Source organism: Candidatus Nitrospira neuquenensis, assembly GCF_979578155.1.
The window spans coordinates 173,585-199,586 of the sequence record NZ_CEFZDU010000034.1; the positions used below are offsets into that span (position 1 = coordinate 173,585).

At 65.3% G+C, this 26,002-nt stretch carries 28 protein-coding genes; 3 read left to right on the forward strand and 25 right to left on the reverse strand.

Translation table 11 applies throughout. The annotated features are described in order from the left end of the window. Positions 1–13: 13 nt before the first annotated feature. Positions 14–1,051 (reverse strand): hypothetical protein, encoded by a 1,038-nt coding sequence (locus AC1U7O_RS13150; RefSeq protein ID WP_479895241.1) that lies wholly within the window; start codon positions 1,049–1,051, stop codon positions 14–16. Positions 1,052–1,407: 356 nt separating this feature from the next. Here AC1U7O_RS13150 and AC1U7O_RS13155 point away from each other — a divergent pair, with 356 nt between their 5' ends. Then, positions 1,408–2,340, forward strand: coding sequence for a ParM/StbA family protein (locus tag AC1U7O_RS13155; protein ID WP_479895242.1), 933 nt, complete (start codon positions 1,408–1,410; stop codon positions 2,338–2,340). A gap of 124 nt (positions 2,341–2,464) precedes the next feature. Then, entirely contained in the window at positions 2,465–2,629 is a 165-nt protein-coding gene (locus tag AC1U7O_RS13160) for a hypothetical protein (RefSeq protein ID WP_479895244.1), read from the forward strand. A gap of 30 nt (positions 2,630–2,659) precedes the next feature. On the opposite strand, the gene AC1U7O_RS13165 is transcribed toward AC1U7O_RS13160, so the two are convergent. The 12 genes from AC1U7O_RS13165 to AC1U7O_RS13220 all read right to left on the reverse strand — a co-directional run bounded on the left by AC1U7O_RS13165 (position 2,660) and on the right by AC1U7O_RS13220 (position 9,571). Then, positions 2,660–3,391, reverse strand: coding sequence for a hypothetical protein (locus AC1U7O_RS13165; RefSeq protein ID WP_479895245.1), 732 nt, complete (start codon positions 3,389–3,391; stop codon positions 2,660–2,662). Positions 3,392–3,419: 28 nt separating this feature from the next. Beyond that, on the reverse strand, positions 3,420–3,677 hold the full coding sequence (locus tag AC1U7O_RS13170; RefSeq protein WP_479895246.1) for a hypothetical protein: 258 nt from the start codon (positions 3,675–3,677) through the stop codon (positions 3,420–3,422). A gap of 7 nt (positions 3,678–3,684) precedes the next feature. After that, a complete protein-coding gene (locus AC1U7O_RS13175; RefSeq protein WP_479895247.1) occupies positions 3,685–4,695 on the reverse strand; it encodes an HD domain-containing protein in 1,011 nt (336 codons plus the stop codon). A gap of 264 nt (positions 4,696–4,959) precedes the next feature. Then, entirely contained in the window at positions 4,960–5,379 is a 420-nt protein-coding gene (locus tag AC1U7O_RS13180) for a hypothetical protein (protein WP_479895248.1), read from the reverse strand. Between the two features lie 3 nt (positions 5,380–5,382). Then, positions 5,383–5,958, reverse strand: coding sequence for a lytic transglycosylase domain-containing protein (locus tag AC1U7O_RS13185; protein WP_479895249.1), 576 nt, complete (start codon positions 5,956–5,958; stop codon positions 5,383–5,385). Further along, positions 5,915–6,259: a YbjQ family protein gene (locus AC1U7O_RS13190; protein ID WP_479895250.1), complete on the reverse strand. Its 345-nt coding sequence runs from the start codon at positions 6,257–6,259 to the stop codon at positions 5,915–5,917. Before AC1U7O_RS13190 ends, AC1U7O_RS13185 begins: the two co-directional genes overlap by 44 nt. A 12-nt stretch (positions 6,260–6,271) precedes the next feature. Next, positions 6,272–6,970, reverse strand: coding sequence for a hypothetical protein (locus AC1U7O_RS13195; protein ID WP_479895251.1), 699 nt, complete (start codon positions 6,968–6,970; stop codon positions 6,272–6,274). A gap of 45 nt (positions 6,971–7,015) precedes the next feature. After that, positions 7,016–7,672, reverse strand: a complete 657-nt coding sequence (locus AC1U7O_RS13200; RefSeq protein WP_479895252.1) for a hypothetical protein — start codon at positions 7,670–7,672, stop codon at positions 7,016–7,018. A 52-nt stretch (positions 7,673–7,724) separates the two neighbouring features. Continuing rightward, complete coding sequence (locus AC1U7O_RS13205) at positions 7,725–8,372, reverse strand: hypothetical protein (RefSeq protein WP_479895253.1); 648 nt, start codon at positions 8,370–8,372, stop codon at positions 7,725–7,727. Positions 8,373–8,588: 216 nt separating this feature from the next. After that, positions 8,589–8,927: a hypothetical protein gene (locus tag AC1U7O_RS13210; protein ID WP_479895254.1), complete on the reverse strand. Its 339-nt coding sequence runs from the start codon at positions 8,925–8,927 to the stop codon at positions 8,589–8,591. 195 nt (positions 8,928–9,122) lie between these two features. Continuing rightward, entirely contained in the window at positions 9,123–9,356 is a 234-nt protein-coding gene (locus AC1U7O_RS13215; protein ID WP_479895255.1) for a type II toxin-antitoxin system HicA family toxin, read from the reverse strand. Continuing rightward, positions 9,353–9,571, reverse strand: coding sequence for a type II toxin-antitoxin system HicB family antitoxin (locus AC1U7O_RS13220; RefSeq protein WP_479895256.1), 219 nt, complete (start codon positions 9,569–9,571; stop codon positions 9,353–9,355). The genes AC1U7O_RS13215 and AC1U7O_RS13220 overlap by 4 nt, the downstream gene beginning before the upstream one ends. A gap of 662 nt (positions 9,572–10,233) precedes the next feature. Here AC1U7O_RS13220 and AC1U7O_RS13225 point away from each other — a divergent pair. Then, positions 10,234–10,641, forward strand: coding sequence for a hypothetical protein (locus tag AC1U7O_RS13225; RefSeq protein ID WP_479895257.1), 408 nt, complete (start codon positions 10,234–10,236; stop codon positions 10,639–10,641). Here the strand turns inward: AC1U7O_RS13225 and AC1U7O_RS13230 are convergent. From AC1U7O_RS13230 to AC1U7O_RS13285, 12 genes are all read right to left on the reverse strand, one after another. Beyond that, a complete protein-coding gene (locus tag AC1U7O_RS13230) occupies positions 10,638–11,006 on the reverse strand; it encodes a hypothetical protein (protein WP_479895258.1) in 369 nt (122 codons plus the stop codon). The genes AC1U7O_RS13225 and AC1U7O_RS13230 overlap by 4 nt on opposite strands. A 19-nt stretch (positions 11,007–11,025) precedes the next feature. After that, positions 11,026–14,751 carry a conjugal transfer protein TraG N-terminal domain-containing protein gene (locus tag AC1U7O_RS13235; RefSeq protein WP_479895260.1) on the reverse strand — a complete coding sequence of 1,242 codons (3,726 nt, stop codon included), beginning with the start codon at positions 14,749–14,751 and terminating at the stop codon, positions 11,026–11,028. Further along, the gene (locus AC1U7O_RS13240; protein ID WP_479895261.1) at positions 14,748–16,127 is read right to left on the reverse strand and encodes a conjugal transfer protein TraH; all 1,380 of its coding nucleotides are present in this window, start codon (positions 16,125–16,127) and stop codon (positions 14,748–14,750) included. Before AC1U7O_RS13240 ends, AC1U7O_RS13235 begins: the two co-directional genes overlap by 4 nt. 38 nt (positions 16,128–16,165) lie before the next feature. Further along, entirely contained in the window at positions 16,166–17,101 is a 936-nt protein-coding gene (locus AC1U7O_RS13245) for a conjugal transfer protein TraF (RefSeq protein ID WP_479895262.1), read from the reverse strand. A 310-nt stretch (positions 17,102–17,411) separates the two neighbouring features. Next, on the reverse strand, positions 17,412–18,500 hold the full coding sequence (locus tag AC1U7O_RS13250; protein ID WP_479895263.1) for a TraU family protein: 1,089 nt from the start codon (positions 18,498–18,500) through the stop codon (positions 17,412–17,414). After that, positions 18,497–21,103 (reverse strand): conjugal transfer protein TraN, encoded by a 2,607-nt coding sequence (gene traN, locus AC1U7O_RS13255; protein WP_479895264.1) that lies wholly within the window; start codon positions 21,101–21,103, stop codon positions 18,497–18,499. The genes AC1U7O_RS13250 and traN overlap by 4 nt, the downstream gene beginning before the upstream one ends. A 55-nt stretch (positions 21,104–21,158) precedes the next feature. Further along, the gene (locus AC1U7O_RS13260; protein ID WP_479895265.1) at positions 21,159–22,016 is read right to left on the reverse strand and encodes a DsbC family protein; all 858 of its coding nucleotides are present in this window, start codon (positions 22,014–22,016) and stop codon (positions 21,159–21,161) included. Next, positions 22,013–23,053, reverse strand: a complete 1,041-nt coding sequence (locus tag AC1U7O_RS13265) for a TrbC family F-type conjugative pilus assembly protein (protein WP_479895266.1) — start codon at positions 23,051–23,053, stop codon at positions 22,013–22,015. Before AC1U7O_RS13265 ends, AC1U7O_RS13260 begins: the two co-directional genes overlap by 4 nt. A gap of 197 nt (positions 23,054–23,250) precedes the next feature. Beyond that, on the reverse strand, positions 23,251–23,850 hold the full coding sequence (locus AC1U7O_RS13270; RefSeq protein WP_479895267.1) for a S26 family signal peptidase: 600 nt from the start codon (positions 23,848–23,850) through the stop codon (positions 23,251–23,253). Between the two features lie 205 nt (positions 23,851–24,055). Next, the gene (locus AC1U7O_RS13275) at positions 24,056–24,544 is read right to left on the reverse strand and encodes a YybH family protein (protein WP_479895269.1); all 489 of its coding nucleotides are present in this window, start codon (positions 24,542–24,544) and stop codon (positions 24,056–24,058) included. A gap of 235 nt (positions 24,545–24,779) precedes the next feature. Continuing rightward, a complete protein-coding gene (locus tag AC1U7O_RS13280; RefSeq protein WP_479895270.1) occupies positions 24,780–25,583 on the reverse strand; it encodes a DUF2971 domain-containing protein in 804 nt (267 codons plus the stop codon). A 71-nt stretch (positions 25,584–25,654) separates the two neighbouring features. After that, positions 25,655–26,002, reverse strand: a 348-nt coding sequence (locus AC1U7O_RS13285) for a hypothetical protein (RefSeq protein ID WP_479895271.1), incomplete at its 5' end; no start/stop codon positions are given.

The window sequence follows — 26,002 nt, forward strand, 5'->3', positions numbered from 1 at the left end:
TTCCACAGGAGTATTACGGCTTTGATAATGGGGACTGGCTCCGGCGCGAGAAGGGGGACAGTCCCTCGTCGGGACAGTCCCCGCCGGTGCCTGTCTCCCTTTCCTGCAACGCGAAGGCCTTCCGCTCCTGCTGGTCCTGCCGCCATCGCAGCCGCATCTTGGCCCGCCTGGCCACCCGGATCAGCCACGGGCGCAGTTGCCGCCCCATATCCAGATAGTAGAGCGCGAGGTCAGCCGCCTCCGCCGGGGTCATCTCCGGTTTCGCTCGAATCCAACCCTCCATCCGCCGGCCGATCTTCGCTTCGCGCCGCTCGCGCTCATCCGCCGTCCACTGCCGGTTCGGGGTCGAGACCCCCGACGCTCCACCCGGGACTGCGACATAGCGCGGCAGGGTGCCGTCGCTCTCCGGCCGCACGAGCAGCTTTCGGGGGCGCCGTGGTTCCGTGAGCGCCGTGGAATACCGGATCCCCCGCTCCAGCCAGGCCAGCACCCGGCCGGGCTGGCACAGTCTCGCCAACCACGCTTCCGGGTCGCGCGCCAGCATCACCTTCCGGCCGGGCGACTGCTTCGGCAACCACCAGGGCGCCCCCACCCAGATCCGCTCGCCATGGAGCAGGACCGCCGCTTGCGTGATCGTCATCACCCGCGGGCTTTTGGCCTGGAATCGCCGGCTCCAGTTCCAGAGTTCATGGATGCCCCGGCTCCGCCGATCATTCCGGATCGCGATCATGACCACTGGCAGCCCATTGATCCATAACAGTCCCGGCACCCAGACCAGATCCACCACCCGCCAGTCGGTTGCGTCCGGCCTTGCATAAACCGGGACCCTGATCCCCACCTGGAAGCGGTTGCTCGTCACGTCCCGCCAGTCCACGAGCCGATACCCCTCGACCCCCTCCACCAGTCCCCGCCAGGCCATGAAGCTGCCTTCAGGTCCCTGTGGCAAGCAGTCCAGCCAGTCCAGTACCAACCGTTCCGCCCCAGGATCGCCGTTCAGCCGCCGGATCTGTTCCCGGAGGACTGTCCGCCCGATACCTCCCTCCACGCCCATGGCCTTCCAGTCTCCAAACCCCTTTCCTCTCAGTGGCTCCCATCCAGCCTTCCGAGTAGCCGCCTCGATCAGGTTCGCTCCGCCCACGGTCGCTCCCCCCCTTGTGGTGCAGCGTACATATAGGCTGTATCAGTCAAGTGCGGAGGCGCCCGCGCCCGCACGCTCCTCCCCTGCATTACGGCCGCGGGCCCCTCACCTCTCGTCCTGCCCCAGGTGAACTCAAGTGCGGCTCTGGCGAGCCATGCACGATCAACACCGGACAGGGTTTGCGTGAAACCTGTCCTGAATGGGCCTCTCCACGGACACCTGCCGGCCGTAATACCGCTTCAAGACATGTGGTCAAAGGAGGGAGGGCGATGAAGATCGTCGGGGTGGATGTCGGCTATGGCTATACGAAGGTGGCTGATCAGCATGGAGTCCGCTCTTTCCCGAGCGTCGTGGGGAGCTACGAGGCCTCCATCAGCATCGAGGGGTACACGGACCGGCTCGAGGACGTGGAGACGGCGGATGGCCGGATGTACTTCGTCGGCGAGCGGGCCGTGCGGGCCAGCACCTACGAATTCCAATGTCACGCCCGAGCGTGGATAGAGTCCACGCCCTACCGGGTCCTGCTCGCGCACGCGCTGCGTCCGTACGACCAGCCGGACCCCGTCCACGTGGCGACCGGCTTGCCCGTCCGCTATCTCGACGACCGCAAGCTGCTCGTCAAGCTCGTCAAGCAGACTCACAAGGGCGTGAAGACGGTCTCCGTGCTGCCCCAGCCTTTGGGGACCTTCCTGGACCTGCTCCTGGATGACGCCGGCCAGGAGCGCAATCACGAGCTGGCCGAACAGACCATCGGCATCCTGGACGTCGGGTTCTACACCTCCGATTGCCTGATCGTGGATCGCCTGCAGCCGCAGACGGAGCGCATGGCCGGGGTCGAAGCCGGCGTCTCCTTGGTGTGCCAGCGGCTCGAGCGCGATTTGAGCGACCGGTTCCGGGGCTCGTGGCGGCTCCATCAGGTTGATGCCGCCGCGCGGAGCCGCACCATCAAGGTGCGCGGGGTGTCCCATGACATCGCCGACCTGGTCGAACCACGGGTCAAGGAGCTGGCGCTTACCTTGCAGCGCTTCATCGAACAGATCTGGCAGGACAGCTCGGTGGATCGCCTCATCCTGACTGGAGGCGGCGCCCGCCTTGTCGAAGCGGATCTGCGAGAGTCCTATCCCATCCTGACCGCGGAGGACCCGGCCATGGCGAACGCCAGGGGGTACTTCAAGTATGCCAGGCAACTCCACCAGGACTGATGGCGCTCGGCCGCCCGCCCTGCACATCAGACTGCGCGTCGTCCCCCTGTCCGGCATCGACCGGGCGCTCCATGAGGCGCTGGCGGCCATTCCTCCGCGAGCCCGGGCCCGATGGGTCCGTGACATGGCCTACCTGGGGTTGCTATCAAGCCGCGGGACCGTGGCCGAGGGTCCCGTCTTCCAGAGCCCGATGCCAGTGTCCATTCCGCCCGCCGGCAAGCCCGCCCGCTCCCCCCAGCTCACCGAGCTACTCAAGCACATGCAGGCTCAGTATCCCGATCACGAGTAGGACCGGCGCTGGGCCCTCCCACCCCTGAGCTCACGGCTTGAGGTACCGCTGCCGCCTGGCCAGCTCCTGCTGCGCCCGGCGCTTCCCTCTCGTGAAGATGGCGAGCGCGATCGCCATGGTCAGGCTCGTCAGCACCAGCATCAGCCAGGAGGAAATCAGCAACGCATGCCGGACCCGGAGAATCCAATCCTCCAGGTGCCGGATGCTGCCCGGATCGAGCAACAGGAGCTTCTGGAGAAAGGCCGTCCCCTCGGCCCACTCGGCCAGCCGCGCGGGCGTCAGCAGGAAGTAGAGCTCATGGTAGAGCCAGAACAGGCCGATCAACACGAGGGCCTTCCCCGCCAGCAAGCCGCCGTACAGCGACCGGATGGCCCGCTGACACCAGGCGCCCAAATAGCAGGCCGCCAGGCTCTTGGCCGTCATGACCTGGTAGCCGAGCTGAAAGCTCACGCTCAGCACGATCGCGAACACCTGGTCGAAGCCTGAGGGGCTCGTCGTGCCGAAGATCGGGAACAGCCGTTCGATGACGGCGACGCTGATCGGGAGCGTCAGGCCGCTGACCAGGGCGCTGACGAGCCCGCCCTTCAAGCCCACTTCCATGAAGCTCATCCGCTCGCGGAGCAACAGGTAGGTCCCTGGCAGCACCTGCCCTTCCCGCTCCAGATTGGCGTACATCTGGATGTCGGAGATCGCCTCGATGAGGCTTTTCGGCTTGGGCCGCTCGCCGACGATCGGGAGCAGCCCGCCTCCCCCCTTCCCCATGCCGCCCGGTCCTCCGTGTCGATGGCGCCTACGGCTCCGCCGGATGCAACAGCCAACCGACGCTGGCGCCGTAGGCGATGGCGTAGGCGGCGAGGAAGAACACCAGCCCGATCGCCAGGCGCTGCTTATAGACCCCGTACCAGAACGAATAGAAGAGGAAGACCGAGGCGAGGAGCCGCGCTGTCACCCCGGTGAACAGGGCATCGAGGATCGTCCGCCACCAGCGCAGGTACGCGTCCGGATCCCCGTAGTGGGCGGGATTGAACAGCTCGATGAGCTGGTCCATGGGAGGCTCATGAGAAGAGCGTGGGCCGGCCGCGTGGCCGCTGAATGGAGACGATGGTCTTCAGGTAGCCCTCCTTCAGGCGCTCGAACTCGCTGGCCTTGCGCCCGAACGCCTCCAGCTTGAGGGGCACCAGGTACGCCGTGACGGTCTTCTTCATGTGCGGCGACCGGACGTCGTAGGGCAGCCCGTAGTAGCCCTCGCCGATGTCGGTCGCCAGGACGTCGGCCTCCTTGAGGGTTCGGACCAGGCGCCGGTAGGCCGTTTCCCTTTCGGAGGTCGCCACCAGGGTCAGATCCAACACGCAGCGCTCGCGCGCCAGTTTCCTCGCCGCCTCGTACAGCAGCTCCGGCCGGCAGTAGACGATTCCCTCCAGGGACAGGCCGGTCCATTTGTTGCCGCGCTGCAGGACGTTGACCTGCTCCGCGACGATCGGCAACAGGTCATCGGCTTTGCACCAGGTCTCCCATGGCTGGATTGTCACGTCTTTACTCGTCAGGGACACCTCCTCCTCCCGCGCCTTCCGGTCGGCCAGTTGGAGGAGATTCGTGATCGGGTTCCGGCTGCTCCGGTGGTGTTCCGCCACGATCGCCAGGGCGTCCTCCAGCCAATGCACCGGATGCCGCTCGAAGATCGCCCGGAGCTTGGTTGCGCTGATGCTCGGGTGATCGTGCATCGTGTAGACGCCGCTCTGCCGGAGGAGGGGCGCCTTGCCGAGATCATGCCCCAGCGTCACGGTCAGGACCTTCGGCAGCAGCGGCTCCGGGTTCCGGTATTGCTGCGCCAGCAGGGCCAGCGCGTGTCTCGTGACCCGCGCCGTGTGGTCGCGGAGGGAAATCTTGGCGAGGGTGTCCCGGATGGTGAAGAGGTCGGTGCTCTCCTCATCGCGCTCCGCCCCGACGACCACCACGGACGGTCCCTGCCCGTGCTCTTCCAGGAAGCGGCAGACGGCGGCGAGGGGCTCCCAGACCTCGTGCAGCAGGTCGCGGTGCGGGGTCAGGAACTGATCAACGAGCGACACTGTGGATGGCTCGGGAGCCGGCGGCGAGCCGGCCGCCGGCGCCTGGCCGGCCCGCGGCGCGGGTGCGCCCACAGGCGAGCTGGGGTTCTCAGAGGGCTGAGCCGAAGCCTGTGCCGCGCCCGCGGGCCTGCGCCACAACCCGACCAGCGCTTCCAACGGAATGACGAAGGGGTCTTCCGGAGAGGGGGCTCGCTTTCCCGTCCCGGGCAGCAGTCGTCTGAGCCAGTCCGTGAGCATGTGACGATCCCCGGCCTCCCCCGGCCGTTACCGCCAGACTTCCGGGAGTTCCACCGGCGCCAACAGATCCAGACGCACGGTCATTGGGACGGCCCGGCCGAAGCACCAGACATGGACGACCGCGGTCTCCCCGTTGACCGCATGGACCCGGCCGGTCAGGGATCCGCCGGGCGCGACCTGGACCGTCACCAGCGTCCCCGGCGCCACCGGCTGTGATGCCGGCCGCTCCGAGGCGGCGGGCCCACCCGCGGGGCCGTCCGGCGGCGCCTCCACCGGCGCGATGGTCAGCACGCTCCGGCAGTTCCGGACTGCCTCGGGCAGATCGTCCGGCCCCCGGCAGATCAGGTACTCGTCCATGCGCTGCATCTCCGTGACGCCGAGGTGTTCGAGAAACAGCTTGACCCGCCCGAACCACCCGTGCCGGATCAGGAGCATCCACGTTCGCATCGCCTACCGGCCCTCCGTTTCTTCCGAGAGCCGTCGGAGCTGCTCATAAACCTTCCACGGGTACGCCGCGTTGATCCCGTTATAGCGCTCGATCGCCGTCCAGCCGTACCCGTACCGCGCGATCTTCTCTCGCAGATGGCGGGCTGTGACGTAGAGATTCCAGCAGGGGTCCAGGAGCCAGACCGGATGAACGCCGTAGCGCGCGGCGGTGCGGCTATTGATCTGGCCGAGCCCGATGTCAAAGTTGGTCCCCTGGCGGAGGAGCGTGCCGATGCGGGCCTTGGCCTCTCGGCGCGACGAGACGGACACCCGCTTCCCCCTGCCGTGCTCGTTGACGTTGAGCGCGTGGGGATCGCCGCCGCTCTCGACCAGCACGATGGCCTGCATCAGCCTCGAAGGAAGTTGCCATTCGTCCGCGATACGACCGAGGCAGGACGGCGGCGTCCAGTCCCCCGCGTGCGCGGCGGAGCCGACCAGGACGATCCCGAAGAATCCCAGGACGCCCGCCCAGCGTTGCGCCGGCCCGCGGCCGACCTCAGGCCGCCGGCGGCTCGTCGAGCAACCGGAACGCGGTCCCATAGGCGCAGACCTGCAACATCGTCATCCGCTTGAACGGCACGGGCGTGATCGCGATTCGCACGCCGATCAGCCCGTGGCCGCCGGCCTCCTTCACCCGCTCCTCCAATCTCGCAAAACAGCGCGTCATCCCGTCCCGGAGGGGCCGATCGTAACTCCGGACCCGACCCCCGAAGAAATCCTTGATCATGGCGGTCAGATCACGGGCCACGTTCAGCCCGAGCATTTCCTGCTCGATCAGGAGTCCCAGAACCTCATACCGGCGATCCGGGATCGTATCCGTGCTCAGCATCCAGATGGTCATCCGCCAGTTCCGTTATGGTGGGCTCGGTGGCGCATTCGGCTTGAGCTCCATCAGCGGCGACGGGCCGGCGTCCACCGGAGCCTCGGGCAGCTTGGTAGACCCTGGCGTGTCCTGGACAGGTGGCTCGCCAGTCTGGCCCTTCCCGGCTTTCTTCACGGACTTGGCCGGCTTCGCGCCCTTGCCGCGATCCGGAGCCTGGGTGCTCGATTCCGGTGCCTCGCCGGCGGCCTTGGCCTTGGCGTTCAGACGGCCGACCAGGGCGCCGACGGATTGGAGCCGTCGCTGCAGGTCCGTCAGGCGCCGGTTCAGGTCTTCCTGGCCGGTCCGCAGCTCGGCCTGGCTGTCCGTGAGCGTCCGCTTCAGGTCAGTGGCTTCCTGTCTGAACGGGGCAAGCGCCGCACGCAGTTCCTGAATCTCCTGCGCCTCCTTCTTCACCAGGCCGTTGATCGCATCCACGTTCTGCTGGAGGAGCCGCATCTGGCCGGCGACTCCGGCCTGAGTTTGTTTCGCTTCCGCCAGCGCGGCGGCCAGCTTGCCGTGTCCCTGCTCCAGCAGGGCTACCTGCTTGTGCAGGTCCCCATATTCCAGGTCGATCTCGTTCTTGATCGCCAGGGTATGGGCGTACTTCTCCATGAGGATGCGGTGGTCCTTCGCCGAGACGCAGGCGCCCAGGCCCACGAGGAGGGTCAGCACCGACACGGTCCTACGCATGCACGCCTTTCATCTCAGGGTAGGAGGGACACCGCGGCGGCCCCATCACGGCGCCGGCTGCGCCACGCCGACGAGCTGCTCGAACCGGCGCGGCGGGGTATAGGGAATCTTCAGCTTCTCGGCCAGCCCCTCCGTCACCTCGTGCAGCTCCTTGATCAGGTCCACGACGCGCTTCATGGACTCCGCCGCCTTCGTGAGGTCCGCGCTGGTCAGCCGAAGCCGTTGCAAGGCCCCGTCCAGCGGCTGGATCGCGGTGACCAGTTCCCGCACGACCTCCACGCGGGGTAGCAACACGTAGGCGTTGCGCCGCGCGGCCAGCTTCTCCCGCACCTCCGGCGCCTCCCAGCCGTCCTGCATCCCCGGCAACAGCCCCGTCTCGGCGATCCCGAACCGCTTCAGGATGTCCTTCATGCCGCCGGCGATGCCCTCGACCTTCTTCAGCCACACCATGGCCTCCGCGACCGGAATGCTGGAGCCGGTTTCCCGCCGGAGCCGGAACACGGCCTTCTCCAGCGTGAGGAGCATCCGGCACAGCAGGAAGCCTTCCGTGGTCTGGGGCAGCACCAGCACGCTCAGGGGATTCCGGGCCCGCTCGATGTTGAGCGCCTGGATCTCCGCCGCCCGGGCTTCCCGGTCCTTGCCGTTCCGCGCGCCGTTCCCCGCCGCGGCCTTTCCGCCCTTGTCCGCATCGTCCTGTGACATGACAGCCCTCCTTGAGAAGGGGGTTCGCTTGCGCGAGCCCCGGTGAATGGGGTCAGCCGGACACCCCGAGAATTTCGATATGCCGCTTGACCAGCTTGTTGGCGACCGCCACGTTCAGGCCCCGGTACCCCAGGAACGCCCGCACGCTGGCGGCCTCCACGTAGACCTGCGCCGCGCGCGTCGCCGGCAGGAGCACGACCCGCCGGATCTGCTTCCGCGGAGCCGGCACGAGCGCGTTCGCGATGTACTCGCGCACGTCCGGGTCGTAGCGGACGAAGACCACGGTCCGGGTCAGGTAGGCCTTGAAGTCGAGGAGGAGCTTCAGGCAATCCCCCAGGGGATCGTCGTTGGTGAGCGGCTCGACGGCGATCTTGACGAACGGCGCGCCGATCGCGCTCGCGACCCCGCGGACCTTCGCGCGCGCCTGCTGGACCAGCGGCACCAGCAGGGTGTCCGCTACCCGGCGAATGTAGTGGATGGAGCGCTGCGAGAGGATCGGATGGCCGCTCCCGATCCGGCTGACTGCGGCGGCCAAGGTATCCCCGACCTTGTAGGGCCGGTCCTCCTCGTCACGCGGGAGAATGGCCAGGTGTCCGGTGGTCAGAACCACCAGGTAGGCCCGCTTCTCCGGGTGCGCCTTGACGATCTGGCCGAAGACGAGATGTCCGATTTGCAGCACGAGGATCACCAACAATGACATTGCAGTCAGCTCCATAGGCGTATTACGGCGGGATCGTGGCCGCGTCCGGCCCCGGAAACCAAAACGGCCGTGCAGGAAAGCCCCGCACGGCCGCCGCTTGTCCGCATCAAATGCGGAGATTAGACCGTCTATTCTCCGCATGATCATGGTGGTCGACGTGCCAGCAGGGGACGCGGACGATGTAGCACTCGCCACCGTGGGAGTGGGAATCGGTGGTTACTGTGAGCCGCGGCGTCTGGCTGCCAACGGCAGGCGTCGGGCGAGGAGACTGTCGAGCCCAGACATCGTCTCCTCCCGGTTCTTGACGATGGCCTCCCGGAGCGCCGCGTCCCGAAGCTGGCTCGGCTTCAGGTTGGGATAGTCCTCGACGAGGACCTCGACGAAGGTCGTCTTGCCGTTGACGACCTTCCCCCACGCCCCCAGCACCTTCTCGGTGTCGGGGTCGTAGATCGCGCCGACGCACAGGACTTCGCTGTCCGGGGCATGGATCTTCTTCACGTACAGCCCTGACTGAAACTTCTCGACATGATCCTGTCTGTTTCCGAAGAACCACATGGCCTACCTCTTCACTGGGTTGAATGTGGATGAAAGGGAATCAGACTCCAGCCCCGCAGACACCTGAACGGCCGGCCGACACATCCGATTTGGGTCCAGCGGATATGAAAACGACTGGAGAACCTGAGATGTAAGGTGCGGCGCTCTGAATGGTGATGACTGCCAAAACGCCAGATTCAGCCGGGGCAGCCGTGGTCAGAGCGCCTTGAGTAGTTCTTGAAACAGCTCAGGCTCGACGTCGATATCTCGAAGAATCTTTCGCAAGAGCGGCAGGGCGACATCGCGGTTTGAATGATGGGGGATCGTTGTGGTACGTCCGTCTGGATGACGGTAAAACACATGGCTGCCCTTCTGTCGGACAGCCACAAATCCAAGGCGGAACAACACCTGTTCCAGCTTCTTGGCTGATACGATCGGAAGTTTGCTCAACCGGCAAGCTCGATCTGCTGGAGGCCGATAAAGTGCGGCAGTGCTTCAGCCAAACCCGGGTTTTCTTCTAGGCAGAGCGCAATGACTTCCTCGAGATTGCGTTTCAGTTCATCGAGGCTCGCTCCCTGGGTATGGGCCCCTGGCACGCCGGGGACGGTGCCGACATACAGCTTTGTCTCGGGATCCCATTCGATCCAGACGGTGACGGTCTTCATTTGCTCCTCCCGTGAAAGGCATTGAGGGGATTGTATCATATCTGCCCTCCTGATCTTGGCTTCAGTACCACCGGGTTTTGAAGAGGTACGCAAGTCCGAGACCGGTCGAACTTCGGCAGGCATTGCGAGATAACGAGATCGATTGCCTCTTTTCGATCGGTTCGCGCCGATTCGAGACAGCTTGGCGCTACGGCAGTAACACTCCTCAACCCTCTATTACATCCAACCGGATGGCGTCATGGGAGCCACCATCCCCCGGCGTAACCGGGGCCACCATCCCCTGGCGTCGCGGGACCCCCTCATATCGTCTAGAACCTATCTCAAAATTCCTTCTTTCAATCATCGCGCCGTTCGCTGTCATTCCCGCGGAAGCGGGAATCCAGTGTTTTCGCGTCCTTCTGGATGCCCGCTTTTGCGGGCATGACAGGATTTCTACATGAAGCCGAATTTGAGATAGGTTCTAGCCAATTGTGTTAAAGTCAGCGGCTCAAGCTTGGTTTTCTTCTCGCCGATACCGGATCGGCCGGCCAATCAAGCGCGGGGAATCCTTGACATCGCTATACTACATAGATTAGATAGCTCACCTAAGCATTGGCTTATGATTGGCCGAATAGCTAGGTGAAGACATGGGATCCCTGGTCGGCCGAACAACCGAGCTTACGATGGACCAGTTCTGGTACATCCTCCAGAGTGACTTTTACAGCTTCCTGGGGATCTTTACAGGGGAGACCGCAGGGGCAGCCTTCTTGAGGACCGTCTTCTTCCTGGTCGCTTCGGTGATCGTCTGGTACAGGGTGCTCCGCCGGCACCCGGAATGGGTCGAGCATCACCGGCTGAGGGTGTTCTGGGGAATTTTCGCAACAGGCATCACACTCGCCTTGCAAACTTACTCTCCGATCGAAGTGTTTAAGGAGGAACAATCTATCTTTGGCTTCGCGTTCCTTGAGATTGCGCTTGGAACAACGTTCACGGCGGTCCTTTTGCTTCCCCTGAACCTGTTCTTCGACATCGTGCCGATCGGCGACCGTGTCTACGTCTACGGTCGGCGGACCAGGTCGGATGACGATTAGCCTCTGGCCTCTCCATGGCCGGCCTCTGAGTTCAGGGGCCGGCCATTGTTTTGCATAAACATCACCGCGCCGCGCGCTTCAATCAACGCCTCACGCCTGAATACGACCGATCCGACTGGCTTCTGCACTGCGCGCTCCCAATCCACCGGATAGACCGTCAGCGTCGGATCACCATCCGGTGCCAGCAAACATTCCAGCAGCATCATCGGGAGCACCATAGTGTGACCGCCCCAGGTCAGGACGACCCCGTCCGGCGTGGCCGCGCACTCCGCCTGCGGTAGAGCCTCCCATGCAGGCGATTCACCATTGAGAGCAACGATAGCGGCCAGGCCATTGCTCACGGCGAGATGACTGATCACACGCATCGTCACAAGTCTTCCTTTCTCAGTTCGGAGGTACAGGCTCTTGCCGATTTTGCTCGCGCGGCCCAATGCGGCCCGGGGCTTCCCCCCGTGGTGCTGATACCCGGCGGCCCATGGCAGGCTCGGCAGGGGGTATCTGCTGCTGCGGGAGACGCGGCGGCGGTGCACCCTGTCCAGATCGTTCGGTTGGCGTAGATTGCCGGTACTGGAGCGTAGTGATGGTTCCACTCTGTCCTGGCGGTGGAGCTGGCGGGGTTGGCCGAACACCCTCTCCTCCGCCCCCACCCTTCCCGCCTTTTCCTTTCCTGAGATCTCCCGTGACCTCCTTTATCATCCTCCTCGTTTTGAACGCGTTCTCAGCGACTTTGAAGCCCTTCTCTGCGCCAGCAAATCCCAGCATTACCCCTTGTTCAAATTGTCCTACATCGCGTGTCAAATCCTTCTCGAAGAGAGTATACGCGGTCATCGCCGACACATCAGCCTCTGCCTTGTAGTTCATGACAAAGGAGTAATCTTTCCGCACGGTCTGGCCCTGCACGCTTTCGGAATACAGCTCCTCCCCACGGTGGCCCAGCCGGGCGGTGGTCGCATAGCCGTTGCGATCGAATTCGGCCTTGCCGGTTTCCTGGAAGTTCATCGTCCGCCATCGACCGCTCACGGGATCCTGCACGAGGTCGGCAATCCCGTAGTGTTGATCGTTCGTCTTCGGGTCCATCCACGCTTTCCAGACTTTCCCCGTCGTGAGGTTCGAGAACTCCGCCGTCAGCACCGTCCCGTCCTGGGCGAAGGTCCGCTTCAGCAGGACAAACTGACGCTGGCCGGTCTCCGGATCGGTCCAGAGAAAGGGCTCGGTGGCTTCGCTCACCCGGTCCCTGACGGACTTCTCGCGGTCTACGTGCACCCGTTCCCGGGTGGTGTTCATGATGTCCTCATGCTGGACGTTCAGCCCGCTCTTTGCTTCGAGCCGGGCGAAATGCTCGGTGCCGTCCGCGCCACGGATGAAGAGCCCTTGCCCCTGCGCGCCGTTCACCAGGCCCGTGAACGTCTCGAGCAGCTTCCCGTTGACCACCTGCCAGCGGCGCGTGCCTTCCAGCTCGACTCCGTCAATCCGGCCGTGGAAATCGCGTGCCTCGCCGGTGAGGCCCCGCAGGTCCTCCCGCTGCACGAACCGCGCCTCGCCGTTGTCGTGAATGCGGATCAGGCCGGCCGTCTTATACGGGATCCCCTCCGGCCCCGTGACCGTACCCTCGAAGAGCTTGATCATCGAACCATCGTCGGCGATGAAGGTGCTCGCCTTCCCCTGAAGCGTCTCGCCGTGGATGGCCAGGCTGAAGCTCTCGTCCTGTGCGGCCGTCCCGGTCCGGTAGTGCCTTGTCAACACCGTCCCGTCCGGACCTAGGGAGGTCTCCGCCAGCGCCAGCTTGCCCGTCGCCGGGTCCACCTCCGCCCCCACAGTCCGAAGGACGCGCTGCGTCTCCCCGGCCACGAGCCGGTAGGCCCCCCGGCCGTCGTTCGCGGTGGGGTCCCACTGGCCGTGCCGCAGGTGGGTGCCCTTCTCGTCGTGCAGCTTGAAGGTCGCCCAGGTCGGCGTCGCCCGGCCGGCGTCGTACCGGCTTTGAACCTCGGCATCCATCGTGACCTGCTGGATGGACCCATCCGGCTGGACGATCGGCACGGCCACCACGCCTCTCCGGGTCTCCGTCCCCAGCCGATCCTGGTTGAGCTTCCGTTCCACGTACTGCCCGGTGGTCCGATCCACGCCAGTCTCCTGAATCGTGCCCCGCCCCTCCGCATTGAGCTCGCTCCGCTGCGTGAGTCCTTCCGCCGTCCGGGTAAACGTGTCGGTCCCGATCAGCCGGCGCTCGCCTCCCGCGGTGTTGAAGGTCTCCTCCACGGTCTCGCTGGTGCCGTCCGCGCGCCGCCGGGTCGTCCGGACCCGCTGGACGTTCCCGGTTCCGGTGGTCTCCGCCGTGGACCCGTCCGCGAGCTGCGTGACCCGCGCGCCCTCGATGACGTTCCCGAACCGGTCGGTCGTGTAGCTGCCTTCCAGGCCGCGGTACCGGCGGGACCCGTCCGATCGCTTCTCGTATTGCGTCCCGGTGCGGTGCTCCGCCGTGGTCGTCAGGCCCGTCTCCTGCGACCAGGTGGAGAGATACCCGCCGCCTTCGTACTTGACGCCCTCCAGCCGCCCCGCCCCGGCACCGCTGGAGACCCCGCCCGTATTCGGCGCGGACTGGGCCACCCGCTCCACCACCGCGCTCGCGATCGTGCCGCCGAGGTACACGATCGCCCCGGCCAGAACCGGAATGCTCGCGATGAGATTCTGGCCCACCGTGTTGATGGAGAGGACGAGCGTCTTGATCTGCTCGTAGTTGCGGAGCGTGATCCCCTGACACGGCCCCGTCGCGCTGCCGAGGGTCGTCAGGGTCTGCTGGATCCAGGTGACGAGCGTGTCGGAGGCGCCGTTCGGGCAGAGCATCGCCATGCGCAACGCCCGTGCGGCGTAGAAATACATCGTGGCGTCCAGCAAGGCGAGCAGGGGCCACCAGAGGGCCAGCCAGAGAAACATCTTGATGAACGCCCCCACCCCGAACAGCCGGGCGTTCGCCATCATGATCACCAGGCCGAACGGGGCCATGATGAGCACCAGGCCCTCGGCGAGGCTCCGCGCCATGGGCACCCATTGGCTCAGCGTCCACGACTGGCTGAAGACCTGGTACTGCAGCTCCCGCTTCAACGTGCTGATCATCTGCTTGGTGACCCCCGCGACGTTCTGATCGGTCTCCAGGGCGCTGACCACCGCCTGTTCCCACACGTCCCTGACCAGCACGGTGTTCAGCGGCACGCGGACCCCGGCCGGCGAGCCGTACTCGCTGCTCCACGTCTGCATCGGCAGGCCCGTCAGGCCCACGAACATGGTGTCGAGTTCGTCTTCCAGCGCCGCGTAGTCGGACGTCCCGGTCACCAGCATCAGCCCGTGGAGCACCTTCTGGTAATCCGGATGCGCCTGGAGCGCGCCGTTCCCGTCCGCGCCGACGATCGCCCGGATCCCGAGCACGCCGCTGTCGCTGTTAAGAAAGGCCTGCTCGCAGGTCCGGTTCGCCGCGATGTTCCCGTCCACATAGAGGTTGGTGGTGCGGACGCGGTCCACCATGTTGCTCCCGATGGCGCCCACGAGGTCGCGGGTGTCCCGCAGCTCGTTCGGGCTCAGGAGCCGTCCTTCGCCGATCATGTTCGGAAAGACGCAGGCCGTGAGAAAGGCGACGAGCGACTGTCTGGCGTCGCCGGCGGGAAGCTGGGCCGTGACCAGCGCCTGGAGCTCGAGCTGCTGCTTCATGAAGCCCTCGAAGACCGTGGGCTTCCCGACCGAGGCGAAGGCGCCGTTGATCAGGCTGGTCAGCTCGTAGCTGACCTGGCTCTGGATCCACCAGGGCAAGGCGACGCCGATCGGCACGTCCGTCAGGACCTCCTGGCGCGCCGTGGGGTCCAGCACGTCCGTGATGGCCACGTTCACCGTGATCGTGGACGTCAGGAGGACGACCGTGAGGATGGTGAGCAGCGGGACGAGCAGGGCCGCCCCGGCGGAGCCGTCCGGCTTCACGGCCACGAGGGCGAGGGCCCCGAGGATGGCCAGGAGCGCCACGACCTGCAGCAGGCCGAACCAGGGCCCCTGGGTCAGCAGCTTGATCCCGTTCAAGATCTGCCAGAGCAGATCCCCGTTGCCGATGGCGAGGATTTCCCAGGTCATTGGGCCAGGGTGGCGCTCTGCGCGAGCGGCTGGTCGGGCGCGAGCATCTTGTACGCCTCATGGAGCGCCTTCCCGCGGCTGGTCTGGGGATCGGCGATCTCCACCGGCATGGTCGCGGTCAGCCGCTTCATCCGCAGGTCCGCGTCGGTCGCCGCCATAAACGCCCGGACCCGCAGGGCCTCCCGCGCGTCCCGCCGCATGTCCGGCGAGAGCGCCAGGTTCGGATGGAGCTTCGGCAACGACTCCAGCTTGTTGAGCGCCTCGTGGACCGCGTACTCGATCCACTTGCGCGCCATCTCGACCGCCACGAGCTCCGCGTTCCGCTCGATGTACCCCTGCATCGCGGTCCGTTCGACGCTCTGCTGCTGCAACTTGACGAGGAACGGCAACGGCGACATCTCGACCATCTTCCGCTCGTCGGACGTCAGCTCGACGGTCCGGGCGATGAGCTTGTCGGCGATGGATTCCATCGCGTCACGGACGCGCTTCCCGAACCCCGTGATCTCCCCCGGCGGAATTTCGACTTCCCGGACCGAGAGGCAGGCCTGATCGTCGCAGGCCAAGAGGGTTGCGGCGTCGCCCGGCCGGAGATCCACCAGTTGGTCGAGCTTCAGGGTGCCGCCCGCCCATTCGGCCGCGCCCTCCTGATTGACGGTCAGCGTGCCGGCCACCGACATGATGAGCTGAATCGTGGCGTCGTCCACGCCGGCCTGTTTGAGCGGATCGCGCACCAGGTTGAATGAGACCCGCGTGTCGTCGTGCTGGTTCATCTCCGCGATCTTCTCCTTCTCGCTCTTCTCGCCCCTGCCTTCCAGGCGGTCGCTCTTCGCGCCCGACGCGGCCATCACGCTGTCATAGAGGTCCGCCCCGGCGTTCAGGATCTGTTTCCCGGTGTTCTCGAACTGCCGCACGCTGGCCTGACAGGGCTGCAGGTTGGTGAGCGCGTTCACGGAGCGAATGGCCGCTTCCAGGTTGTCCAGCACGTTCGAGCAGGTCTCGCAGAGCTCCTTCATCGCGATCTTGAAGGCGTAGCCGGCGACCACCCCCATCCCGAGCTGTTGCAGAGTCTGGACGAACCGGTCCATCTTGGCGTAGGAGAACGCCCCGAGGTAGATGTCGATGCCGTTGCAGCCGACGTTGAACCGCGGCGGCGAGAACGACACGAGCGGCGGCAGGGGGCGGCGATGGACGCGCACGCTGACGCTGCCCCCGGAGAGAAAGCCGCGCTGCTGGGATTCGTAGGCGCCGCCCTGGTTGACGGTCGTGCCGACGCCCCAGGACTGGAACATCGTGGCCAGGTCATCGTCCAGCCCCGCCCAGGCCGCACCCTGCCCGAGCGTCGCGACGACAACGATCATGCACAGGACTCGCTTCATGCTGACCATCTCCTGAGATTCCCGCCGGACACGCCGTGTCATTTAACCGGTTGGCCGCGCCTCCCAACCGCCACAGCCGCCGCCGTGGGCGCCGGGACCGGTTCAAGCGTCGCTGCTTGCTCCAGGCCGTGGGCCGGCTTCACCCCGGCCATCCGCAGAATGCGCTCCTTCAGCTCGGAGATCGTCAGCACCCCCGCCCCGATCGGCGTGAGCACCCGCTCATCCGGGATCGCCAGGTAGAGCATCGGCACCAGCTTGACCTCGAGGCGTCTCGCGATGCCGTTGTCCGGATTGACGGTCGGGAACTCCGGAAGCCCCCGTCCATCCAGCGAGACCGGGAGCACCGAGAACCCATAGGTGTCGGCGAAGACCCGGAGGGTCTTGGCCTGCTCCTGGCAGAACTTGCACGTGCTGGTGAAGAAGAAAAACAGCCCGCCGCGCTCGGCCACCCGTCGCAACTGCTCCTCTTCCCTGGCCGCCACCAGCTCCGCTTCCGCCTGATGGCCGAATTCGGACGTCGGATGCCGGGCGCTGTAGTCCAGCTCCGGATTCCCGTACATGACCACCTGCCACGAGGCCGCGAACCGCTCGCTCCGGGCGAAGGTGGCACGCTGGACGAGGATATAGTCTTTGACCCGCTCGGGCGTGGGATCATCCAGGGCGTACTCCCGCTTCGCCTCCGTGATCGCGCGCAGCCAGCGGGCCGGCAGCCTGTCGAGTACGACGCGGTCGAGCGGCAGGCGCTTCAGCTCCTCCCAGGTCGGCGTCAGGACCTGGGCCTTCTCAAGATGTGAGGTAGGGTCGGGCTTGACATCGAGCTGCTCCGGCTTGGGCGGTTCGGGCGGTGGGACCGGGTCTTCGTACCACAGAAACCCACGTTGCCCGGGGACGCCAAAGAGGGGCTCGTCGGCGTGGCCCAAGCTGGCGGTGAAGAGCACGCCACAGGCGACCGCGAGCCACACCGTCGGTGCCATCTATCCTCCCCACCCGATCCCTGAATCCATCTCTCTATTACGGATGAAGGAAGGAGGACGCCGTCCGTTTCCCATCGGGTCCGAGCGTGGTAGAAGGTGAGACATGAGCAAGTACGTCTGCTGTTACCGGTGCGATTGTCCGGTCTTGCCCGATGCGGATGTCTGCAGCCTCTGCGGCGCGCGCCATCCCGGCCGATCCTGGTTCGCCCGCCGCTGGCCCGTCCTGCTTCTCCTGATAGGTCTGCTCCTCGCTGGATTGACCCTCCTCCGCTAGGAGTCGCTCAGCGCCGATCGGTCGCCAGCCAGCGCATCAGAACCCCAGCCGGAGGCAGCAGTTCTGGAGCTTCCAGAGCAGGAAGACGAAATCCTCGCTCCACCCCGGCACCGTCTTCCCCATCCCCCACATGAACGTGGTGCGCCCGAGCGGCGAGCAACAGGGGACTCCCGCCGCCGCGGTATTGGCGATCGGCCAGAGCAGTTGGAACTTGTACTGGCTCTTGACGATCATGAACGTCGGATAGTCGAAGCAGATCTGGTCGCCACTGCCCGCCGTGTACCATTCGGCGCCGAGCCGCGCGAGGTGGGCGATCAGCCGCGCCATGGTGAGCGCGGCGGACTTCACCGGTCCCGCGGTGCCGCCGTGGATGTTGCCCGTCTGGGGATACAGCGAGCCCCAGGCGCCGGCGCACCACCAGAGCGAGTCCACGGGAAAGCCGGCACTCGCGGCCAAGGCGTCGGCCGAGCAGGCCGCTTGCGCGACCGGGTTGGCGATCAGGGCCGCCTCCGGTGCGGCGACGGTCGCCGCGACGTCGTCGCTCCACAGGGGATCCAGCTCGCTCAGATAGATGACATCGATCGCGTCATCCAGGAGCGTGTTCTGGCAGAACACATCCACGATGAGACCGACGATCGCGAACAGGGGGAACTGGATGACATGGGCCTGGGAGAAGGCGAAATCCTGCTCCGGGTCCGAACCGATCCCCTTGACGCTCCCCCGCCCCCTCACGTCCTTCTTGCCGTTCAGATCCACGCCGCCGAACGACGGGAAGCAATAGGGCTCGTGGACGATCTCGACGAGCCGGACCGGCTCCCAGTAGCCGAAGGGCACGCTCGGCGGGCAGTCCGTCTCCCCTTCCTTGCAGCAGAAACACAGCAGGCTGGTCTGCCCCTGGGACGGGTCGTGCTGGTCCTGATCGGCCGCGTGCAGGACGACGCCGGCGAAACTCACCGGGAACAGGCATTCCCAGCAGGTCTTCGCCAGCAGGTCCCCCAGGAGGGTCGTCTCCGGACAGCCGATCATGGACCCGCCCCCGGCGGGCGTCTGCGCGTCCGCGGGGGCGCTCAGCCCCAGGCCGAGGACGAGCACCACCGCGAGCGCCAGGATTCGCGCCGCCGTCATGGGCTCCCCCCTCCGCCCTGCCGGTTCACGAAGCGCTCCGCCTGCCTGGTCCCGATGTATTGCAGCCCGGACTCGTTGATCCTCGGTTTGAGGTGGTCGTAGAACTCCTGCAAATTCATCTGCTCGAAGTGCATCTGCGAGAACTCGGCGATGGTGAAGCCGCCGCAGTCCGGGGCATCCATCCCGTCGTTGACGGCGCCGAACGAGCGGCCGGTCTGTTGCCGGCCCTGCTGCTGAATGAGCCGGGCGAGGATGGACTTGAACGAGCACCAGACCTCTTCCTTCTTGCGGCAGAGCGTGCTGAATCCCAGATCGATCCGGCTCACGCAGCGGGTGCCGACATAAACCGACAGGCCCGCCTTCCGCTCCAGGGCCAGGAGCAGGTCATCGGAATCGCAGGAGCCGCCGAAGATGCTCCCCATGAGCTGGGCGTTCGCGTATTGCAAGCCCATCCCCACGGCGGCCGTGGCGATCGTGCCGCCGAGATCCGCCGCGATCGCCGCCCAGTCCGCATCCGCCAGACTGCCCAGCGACTGATCCGCGCTCCCCAGCGCGGAGTTCATGCCCTCGACGGCGTCCGAGACATTCTCCACCGCCTTGTGCGCGTACTCCGTGGCCTCCTTGTAGTTCCCCAGGTCGAACTGTTGCTGCGCCCCCGCCAGCCAGTCGTTGCCTTGAGCAATCCACTGCCCGCCCTGCTCCGCGGACTGCCGGACGCCTTCGGCGATCGCCGGTTGCCCGGTCTGCACGATGGCCTCGGCGGTGATCTGCGTGCCGGTGCGGACCTCATTCGCCCGGACCACCGCATCCATGGCGGTCTGGATCGCGTGCTCCGCGGTCTCGATCTGGTCCTGGTAGTACTGAATGCTGTACTTCGACCCCAGGTAGAGGGCGTTGGTGGCCATGTAGGAGGTGGACAAGCCGGACTGCACGTTGAGGGAGCAGCAGTTGACCGCGGTCGCGTTGTACCCCTGCAACGCGCCGCTCCCGGCCGCCGACATGGCCGAGAGGGCGATCACGGCTCCGGCGCCGCCGGTAAACGCCGCCATCCCGCCGGCGATCGCCGCGGAGGTGATCCCCTGGGAGCCGGACGAGAGCGCCTGTTCGAGCTGTGTATTGTAGCGGCACCGCCGGACGTCGCCCTTGAACACCGTCTGGGAGGTCGGATCGTACTCGCGCCGCAACTGCTGGGCGAGCTCCAGGTAGCCGGCCGCCAGCGCGAAATTCGGGTTCGCGGGCGTGGAGCTGTCGAGGCAGAAGGGGATCAGGCTGTCCGGCTCCCCGCACTGCGAGCACTGGGTCACCGGCTTGACTTCCACGCAGGAGCCCGCCGTCTGACATTGCATCGTGGTCTCGTACCAGAGGCACCGGCCGTCACGGTCGGCCTGCCCGCAGAGGATCGCGGACGTGGCGCACCCCTGGCGCGCGCGGTACGGCGCGCAGGTGTCATCCATCCGGCATTGGATGTAGTTCGCCTGGGCCGTGCAGGGGACCTCGACCGCCACCCCGTCCACGAGGCGGGTCTCGGAGGTCCCCGTACAGGTCTGCTCCGGCTGCCGGCACGCGGCCAGCGCCTCCTCCGGGATGGAACACGGCGCGGCCGGCTGCCCGTTCTCATCCTGCATCTCGATCGAATAGTCCGGCGGGACATAGGTGAACCCGAGCGTCTGTTCGTGCGGGAGGCTGCTCCCGGCGCCCGGCGTGAACGTGACCTCGCCGAAGCCGTTCGCGATCCGCCCGCTCGCCGTGACCTCGAATCGGGTCGTCGCGCAGCAGTCGGAGCCGGCGGCGGCGTAGGGCTGCACCAAGACCTCCGAAAACGGCTCGCCCTCGTTCACCCAGACGCAGGACTCGGTGATCGGGAAGACCTCGCCCTTGTAGCGGTACCAGGCCTTCGCGCAGAGCTGGAACCGCCAGGGCAGGACGGTGGTGTCATACGCGGGGATCTTGAGGATGTAGCAGGAGCCGGAGAGCCCGAAACGGTCGCTCTGGTCGTGCCAGTGGTAATCGCAGAAGCCGCCGATCGGGTTGTGCGCGCCGTTCTCCACGGGCTGAAATTCGGCGGGCGAGACGATGGTCACGACCGCGGTGCCTTCGGAGCAGAGATGCAGCTCCGACGCCGGCTCGTGGCAGGTGACGGTTTCCAAGCCCGGCTCCCCCCGCGCCACGCAGACGTCCTGGGTCTCGCACTGTCTGCCGACGCCCGGGATCTGGATGGCGGACGCCAGGGCGCTCTCCGCGGTCGCCAGCGCCGGGCTGCCATCGAGATGCCAGGCCTTGGCGTCTTGCCGGGTCTGAAGCAGAAACGGCGTCAGCTCGTTCTGTTCCAGGGCGGCGCTGCCCTCCTGGGTCAGGCGGTCCGCGCCCAGCGACCCGGATCGGTCGTAGAGGGTCGTGGGCAGGGACGTGGAGGGGTCGAACTGCGGCGCGACGGACGGCCGGGATCCGGCGCCGCCCGGCGTGAAGGGGTTCGGGCTCGGCTGCTGAGCCAGACTGCACCTGGCCAGCTCCATCCCGGACAATCCCTCGCACGCGGCCTGGGCGGCCGTCGCGTGCGCGCCGAGCCCGACAAGCACGGCGACGGTGAAGAGGCGGCGGATCATGCGGGTTCGGGCGATCGTCACCGGCAGGTCAGCGTGTTGCAGGAGACCAGGGCCTTCACGGCTTCGGATCCGTTCCGGGCCGACCCATGTCCGCTCGCGGCCCTTGACCCGTCGTGACGGCGGCCAGCTCCAGTTGCCGGCCCTGCTGCTGGATCGCGGCGGCGTCCTGGTAGCCCTGGATCAGCAAGCCGCCCTTGAGGACCATCGTCGGGGTCCCCGCGACCCCGAGCCGCTTGCCGAGCGCCTGAATCCGGTCGAGCGGATGGGCGCAGTCCTGCTCCGCCGGCCGTTCGCCGGCCCAGGCGCGCAGGAGCGCCTGGCGCCGGTCCTCCGCGCACCAGATCCCCACGGACTTCGAATAGGCGTGCGGGTGCAGCTTCTGGACGGGATACAGCAGGACCCAGACCCGCCACCCCGCCTCCGTCAGCTTCGTCAGCTCGGGATGCTGGCGCCGGCAGTACGGACAATCCACGTCGTCGAACACGACCAGCTCCTTGTCCGGCGCGTCGGCGTTGCCCAGGGGAATCGCCAGCTCCGCCAGCGGCTCGGACCAGAGGTGCGCGGCGGCCTCCTTCCCCTGCGCGACCGCCGTCAGATTGACCTGGGCGCGCAGGTCGAAGATGCCCCCGGCGAACAGATACCGGCCGGACTGGTCCATGTAGACGATGGAGCGCCCGAACTTGACCGTGTACAGACCCGCCACCGGTCCGGGACGAATCCAGTCCACCTCCACGTCCGGCATGTTCGCGTGGAGACTCCGCAGAAGCGCGCCATGCACCGGATCGCCGGCTTGGCCGACCGCGAAGCCGCCTGGCTCGGCCGCGGCGGCTGGCCCCGGCTGGGCCAGGACCAGGCTCAGACAGATGACCAGTCCGCAGATCACGGACCTGGATGTGATCTCAGCCGCCTTCATCGCAATCCTCCTGTCCGTTGATCTTGCCGGTTGTCCGGGACCGGCAGCTCCTCGACTTGCAACATCACCCCGACCTGGGTGATGAGGCTGGGCACTCGTTCCACCTGCCAGCGGGCCAACACCGGCGCCTGGGCCCAATACACCTGCTGAACGTTCACGAGCTGGGCCACCCGGCGCCAATCCCCCCGCGTGATGAGCACGCGCAGCGGGGCGGCGTCCGCTTGTGCCGCGACGAGCCGCCGCGCCAGGTCCACCTGAGCCGGGTCCGTGCCGTCGATGATGAGGAACCGGTAACGGAGCGTGTGCGTGGCGAGCGGGTTCACCGACTGGCCGGTCTTGAACAGCAGGCTGCCGTTCACCGCAAAGTCGCCGGTCAACGTCACGGACGGATCCACGAGCCGCGTGCGCGGTTTCACCACGGTCGGCAGCGCAAGCCCAGGGCCTGCGGCCAGCCGCTCCGCCACGCGCTCCTTAGCGGCGTCCGTCAGCCGCCGCCAATTGACCTGCTTGATCCGGTCCCGAATGACCCGATCCAAGGGTTCCTCGATGAGGGGCCAGCCGCCCCGTGAGCCGCGATGATTCGCCGAGGCGGTCACCTCCGGCAGTGCCGGCCGCGGCTCATGCCGCTCCTGGTCCCACCACGGCGCCGGCTGCCGGTGCAGCCAGTCGCTTGTCGGACGAACGCCGCGCTCGACTTCGGCCAGGTCCCGCATCAGTTCCTCGACCGAGCCGGCGCCGGAGAGGACGAGATACCGGCTTCCCCGCCTGAGCACCAAGGTCGGTGCCGTCGCGACCTTCCATTCCCGGACCCTGATCGGGTCAATCACGATCTGGGCTGTCTTGTCGGGCGGCGCGAGCGCCCGAAAAGCGGCTACGGTGTCATTGAGCGAGGGTCCGACCAGACCGTTGACGACGACCGTGGCTCCCAGGCGCCTGGCGCCTTCGATCAGTTCGTGCCGGAGCGATTCCGGCACTGACCAGGACAAGACCAGGTACCAGCCGTCGGCCACTTGGTTCGACTGGCGTGCGCCAGGCAACGCCGTTTGGACCGTCCCGGAGCTGGCTTCCGCGATGACTCGGGCGGCCTGCGACGGATCCTGCGCCTGCGTTCTAGGCGTCACCAGCAGGACGAGCACAAGGATCACACCGGACAGTCCTCGCCCTCTCCATCGGTTCAACATCGTAAGCCCCCTGTACGGATATTACGGACGTCCGGCTTGCCGTGCAGGAGGGACTACCAGAGCGGCTGCGCTGTCCCGATAAGAAACCGGTCAGGCACTAGGCCGAAATAGCGGCTGTCGAACGACCGGGGATGTTCCAGGGCGACGTAATAGTGCGCCTCCGGGATGACGGCCGGCAGGGCAGCGGCATGAATCTCCTGGCCGAACTTGTCCCGAGGCAGGGCGACCCCAACGGCGTACCCATTGATCAGAATCCGCGTCCGCCCGCGTGTCTCCGAGACGAGCGTCACCCGATCACCGGCCATGCCGACGACCCGTTTCAGCCATAGTTCCCCGACCCGCGCATAGGGCCGCTCGCGGGGCGGCTGCACCCGCGCCGCCAGCTCCGGCGTCATCCGGAATGCAGCCAGATCCCCTCGTTCCGGCTGTCGCTCTTTCACAATCAGGAACAGCCGATGATGCGGCCAGCTCTCATCAGACCGGAGCAGCAGTTCCGCCCATGGTGAGGCCAGGATCAGCACCCAGGTCAGGCCTGTGATCGCCACGACCGGCCAGCGGACCCACGGCATCTCCCACCAAGCGGCCAATCGAACAGCCAGCTCACGCCAACGGCACACGAATCCCTGAGCACGCGTCAGGATCAGGGAGTCCATGGTTTATGAATTACGGCCGAGGGAAGTTCGAAGGTGGGCAAGCAGCAGAGGGTAAGGCTAGGACCGCGAACGAACAGTGGGATTCACCTAACGCTGGCGCTCACCTGCTGCCGGAAGCCGGAGCGAGGCACGAGCGGAGGCTGGTGGCAGTCAGGTGCAGCGCTTTGTTCGGCGCTGCCTCACGCGTCGGGAGACTCACTCCTGTTCAGTTCTGCAAATGCGGCAGTAAATCCGTGTGGTGTGAGATCATTCTCCATTTGCCCTTTTCTTTGCGGAAAACGTTCGTTGCGCGAATGAGGACGGTCAACGTTTTTCCATCCTGACCTTTGTTCTCTCCCTTTTCGTAATTTTGTGTGATTGCGACATCGTGACCGACCATCACCCGCATATCCACGGCCTCAACTTTCCCTCCCAGTTTCATGGCCGCTTGCTTTTCCCAGTCTTGAAGCACCTCGCTCCAACCCACGCGGAAACCGCCTCCCGGACCCATATAGGTCACATCCTCGGCGTGCGACCAGACTTGCTTCATCGGCTCCAACTCGCCGGTAAACATCACATTCAATGCGCTGTAAAACTGGGCGGCCGCTTCCCGGACTACTTTTTCGTCCCCTTCAGCGCACACTGCAGTGCCGACGCTGAATAGAATGACTGCTAGCGCAGACAGCAATGTCCCAGATGTGATTCTCGGTTTCATCTTCCAGATTTCCTTTCTCTGTGTTGGTTTGTCTTGCCGAACGGAGCGGCGGCTGAGCCGCAGGTGCGCAGGCAAGCGGGCTTGCCGGAGCGTGTGTCGGCTCCAGGCGCGTGATGGGCCGACAGCGAGCGCCGTTAGGCCGCGAGCGTCGGCCCATCGCTTGAGTTGAGCGGCCGGCCGTCGTGCGATGAACGCAAAGCGGCACACGGGTTCGCGGGTCCGCTCCAACGATTTGTTAGCTGCGTGTTTCATATGGCGCAACAATCTCTATTCCCCATGAATTATTCGATAGGCTGCAAGCCTTGACGGCCGCTACAGGATGCTTTCTCTCTGTCTGTTCGCAGAAGCTGAAAAATGCGTCCCGAGAAAGTAATGCTTCATGACGCAACCCAAGGTAGATCTCTTTGATGCTGCCCAAAGGCAATTGGTAGCAATAGAATCCGCGGCCGTGGTCTTCGACCAGCTTAAACTGCCCACTGGCATTGATCCCTTCCCCATCCCTATCGGCCACACACTTAACAACTCGGACTTCTTCTTCATAAGACCAGCACATGGCTTTCTGAAGGAAGAGCCTGCTCAGTTTCTCATGGTGTCGAACCGGGTAGAAGTGCGTATGGTCGACGTTGACGGGGTCACCTATCGGGCTCTCCGATAGCGAGGAAGAGGGCCTCGTTTGCGTATAGATGATACTTCCATGTTGAGCTGGAATCAGACAGGTGGCTTCATCGGTGAAACCCGCCGCATCTGCGTCAAACCCAAGCACCAAACCGTGATGTTCGTACGCGTAATGCGACCACATCAGTGGATTCGTCGGGGTCCGAGTGAGGCTGAGCACCCCACTGTTCTCGGTCCAGATATGACGCTTCGTCCAGGATCGAATCCCTTCAAAGAGTCCCTCGATAGGATTTGTTGACTGAACTGGATAACCAGCAACGGTTTCAAATGGGTCGTTGAATTCACTCGCGATGGAGAAGGCGATGGAGTTTCCTTCGAGAACCTTCTCTGCCACCTTGGGGCTCATGTATTTGTAGAGGATCATGGAATGAGCACGAAGCAGCTAACGCCCAGCTTGAAAACCGTGTGTGGAGCGGTAGCGTAACACACGTCCTCTCAAAGCTGTTGTTGGCTATTAAAGATCAATAGAAGCCTACAACCTTCGTAAAAATGAAGCCTCATGGCTTTTGAATCATTCGCTTCTATTACCTGATATTTGAAAACCTCCGGGTTCTCCCCAAAAGAAGTTGCGGTGGCGAACCATTGATCCGCCTGTGTTGATATTTCTTTCAGTCGGGAGTTTGCTTCATCTGATTGATTCCGAGTGGCAAATACAAATTCTGCTTGATATCGAATACCGTATGCCCACTTTTCTTTGAAGTGCCAGAAATAGATGGCGCGAGCTAACCTGAGACTGTTGCAAAACTCCTCTTTACAGACCGATCGATCTCGTGTAAGTAGTCG

What these genes read in the sequence shown, in the direction of transcription:
- traN (WP_479895264.1), bottom strand. Translation starts at nt 21,103, where the DNA reads ATGATCCGCCGCCTCTTCACCGTCGCCGTGCTTGTCGGGCTCGGCGCG.
- AC1U7O_RS13160 (WP_479895244.1), top strand. Translation starts at nt 2,465, where the DNA reads ATGGCCTACCTGGGGTTGCTATCAAGCCGCGGGACCGTGGCCGAGGGT.
- AC1U7O_RS13240 (WP_479895261.1), bottom strand. Translation starts at nt 16,127, where the DNA reads ATGAAGCGAGTCCTGTGCATGATCGTTGTCGTCGCGACGCTCGGGCAG.
- AC1U7O_RS13200 (WP_479895252.1), bottom strand. Translation starts at nt 7,672, where the DNA reads ATGTCACAGGACGATGCGGACAAGGGCGGAAAGGCCGCGGCGGGGAAC.
- AC1U7O_RS13205 (WP_479895253.1), bottom strand. Translation starts at nt 8,372, where the DNA reads ATGTCATTGTTGGTGATCCTCGTGCTGCAAATCGGACATCTCGTCTTC.
- AC1U7O_RS13280 (WP_479895270.1), bottom strand. Translation starts at nt 25,583, where the DNA reads ATGATCCTCTACAAATACATGAGCCCCAAGGTGGCAGAGAAGGTTCTC.
- AC1U7O_RS13150 (WP_479895241.1), bottom strand. Translation starts at nt 1,051, where the DNA reads ATGGGCGTGGAGGGAGGTATCGGGCGGACAGTCCTCCGGGAACAGATC.
- AC1U7O_RS13220 (WP_479895256.1), bottom strand. Translation starts at nt 9,571, where the DNA reads ATGAAGACCGTCACCGTCTGGATCGAATGGGATCCCGAGACAAAGCTG.
- AC1U7O_RS13190 (WP_479895250.1), bottom strand. Translation starts at nt 6,259, where the DNA reads ATGACCATCTGGATGCTGAGCACGGATACGATCCCGGATCGCCGGTAT.
- AC1U7O_RS13180 (WP_479895248.1), bottom strand. Translation starts at nt 5,379, where the DNA reads ATGCGAACGTGGATGCTCCTGATCCGGCACGGGTGGTTCGGGCGGGTC.
- AC1U7O_RS13155 (WP_479895242.1), top strand. Translation starts at nt 1,408, where the DNA reads ATGAAGATCGTCGGGGTGGATGTCGGCTATGGCTATACGAAGGTGGCT.
- AC1U7O_RS13230 (WP_479895258.1), bottom strand. Translation starts at nt 11,006, where the DNA reads ATGCGTGTGATCAGTCATCTCGCCGTGAGCAATGGCCTGGCCGCTATC.
- AC1U7O_RS13165 (WP_479895245.1), bottom strand. Translation starts at nt 3,391, where the DNA reads ATGGGGAAGGGGGGAGGCGGGCTGCTCCCGATCGTCGGCGAGCGGCCC.
- AC1U7O_RS13235 (WP_479895260.1), bottom strand. Translation starts at nt 14,751, where the DNA reads ATGACCTGGGAAATCCTCGCCATCGGCAACGGGGATCTGCTCTGGCAG.
- AC1U7O_RS13170 (WP_479895246.1), bottom strand. Translation starts at nt 3,677, where the DNA reads ATGGACCAGCTCATCGAGCTGTTCAATCCCGCCCACTACGGGGATCCG.
- AC1U7O_RS13245 (WP_479895262.1), bottom strand. Translation starts at nt 17,101, where the DNA reads ATGGCACCGACGGTGTGGCTCGCGGTCGCCTGTGGCGTGCTCTTCACC.
- AC1U7O_RS13195 (WP_479895251.1), bottom strand. Translation starts at nt 6,970, where the DNA reads ATGCGTAGGACCGTGTCGGTGCTGACCCTCCTCGTGGGCCTGGGCGCC.
- AC1U7O_RS13225 (WP_479895257.1), top strand. Translation starts at nt 10,234, where the DNA reads ATGGACCAGTTCTGGTACATCCTCCAGAGTGACTTTTACAGCTTCCTG.
- AC1U7O_RS13250 (WP_479895263.1), bottom strand. Translation starts at nt 18,500, where the DNA reads ATGACGGCGGCGCGAATCCTGGCGCTCGCGGTGGTGCTCGTCCTCGGC.
- AC1U7O_RS13210 (WP_479895254.1), bottom strand. Translation starts at nt 8,927, where the DNA reads ATGTGGTTCTTCGGAAACAGACAGGATCATGTCGAGAAGTTTCAGTCA.
- AC1U7O_RS13275 (WP_479895269.1), bottom strand. Translation starts at nt 24,544, where the DNA reads ATGAAACCGAGAATCACATCTGGGACATTGCTGTCTGCGCTAGCAGTC.
- AC1U7O_RS13270 (WP_479895267.1), bottom strand. Translation starts at nt 23,850, where the DNA reads ATGGACTCCCTGATCCTGACGCGTGCTCAGGGATTCGTGTGCCGTTGG.
- AC1U7O_RS13260 (WP_479895265.1), bottom strand. Translation starts at nt 22,016, where the DNA reads ATGAAGGCGGCTGAGATCACATCCAGGTCCGTGATCTGCGGACTGGTC.
- AC1U7O_RS13185 (WP_479895249.1), bottom strand. Translation starts at nt 5,958, where the DNA reads ATGGGACCGCGTTCCGGTTGCTCGACGAGCCGCCGGCGGCCTGAGGTC.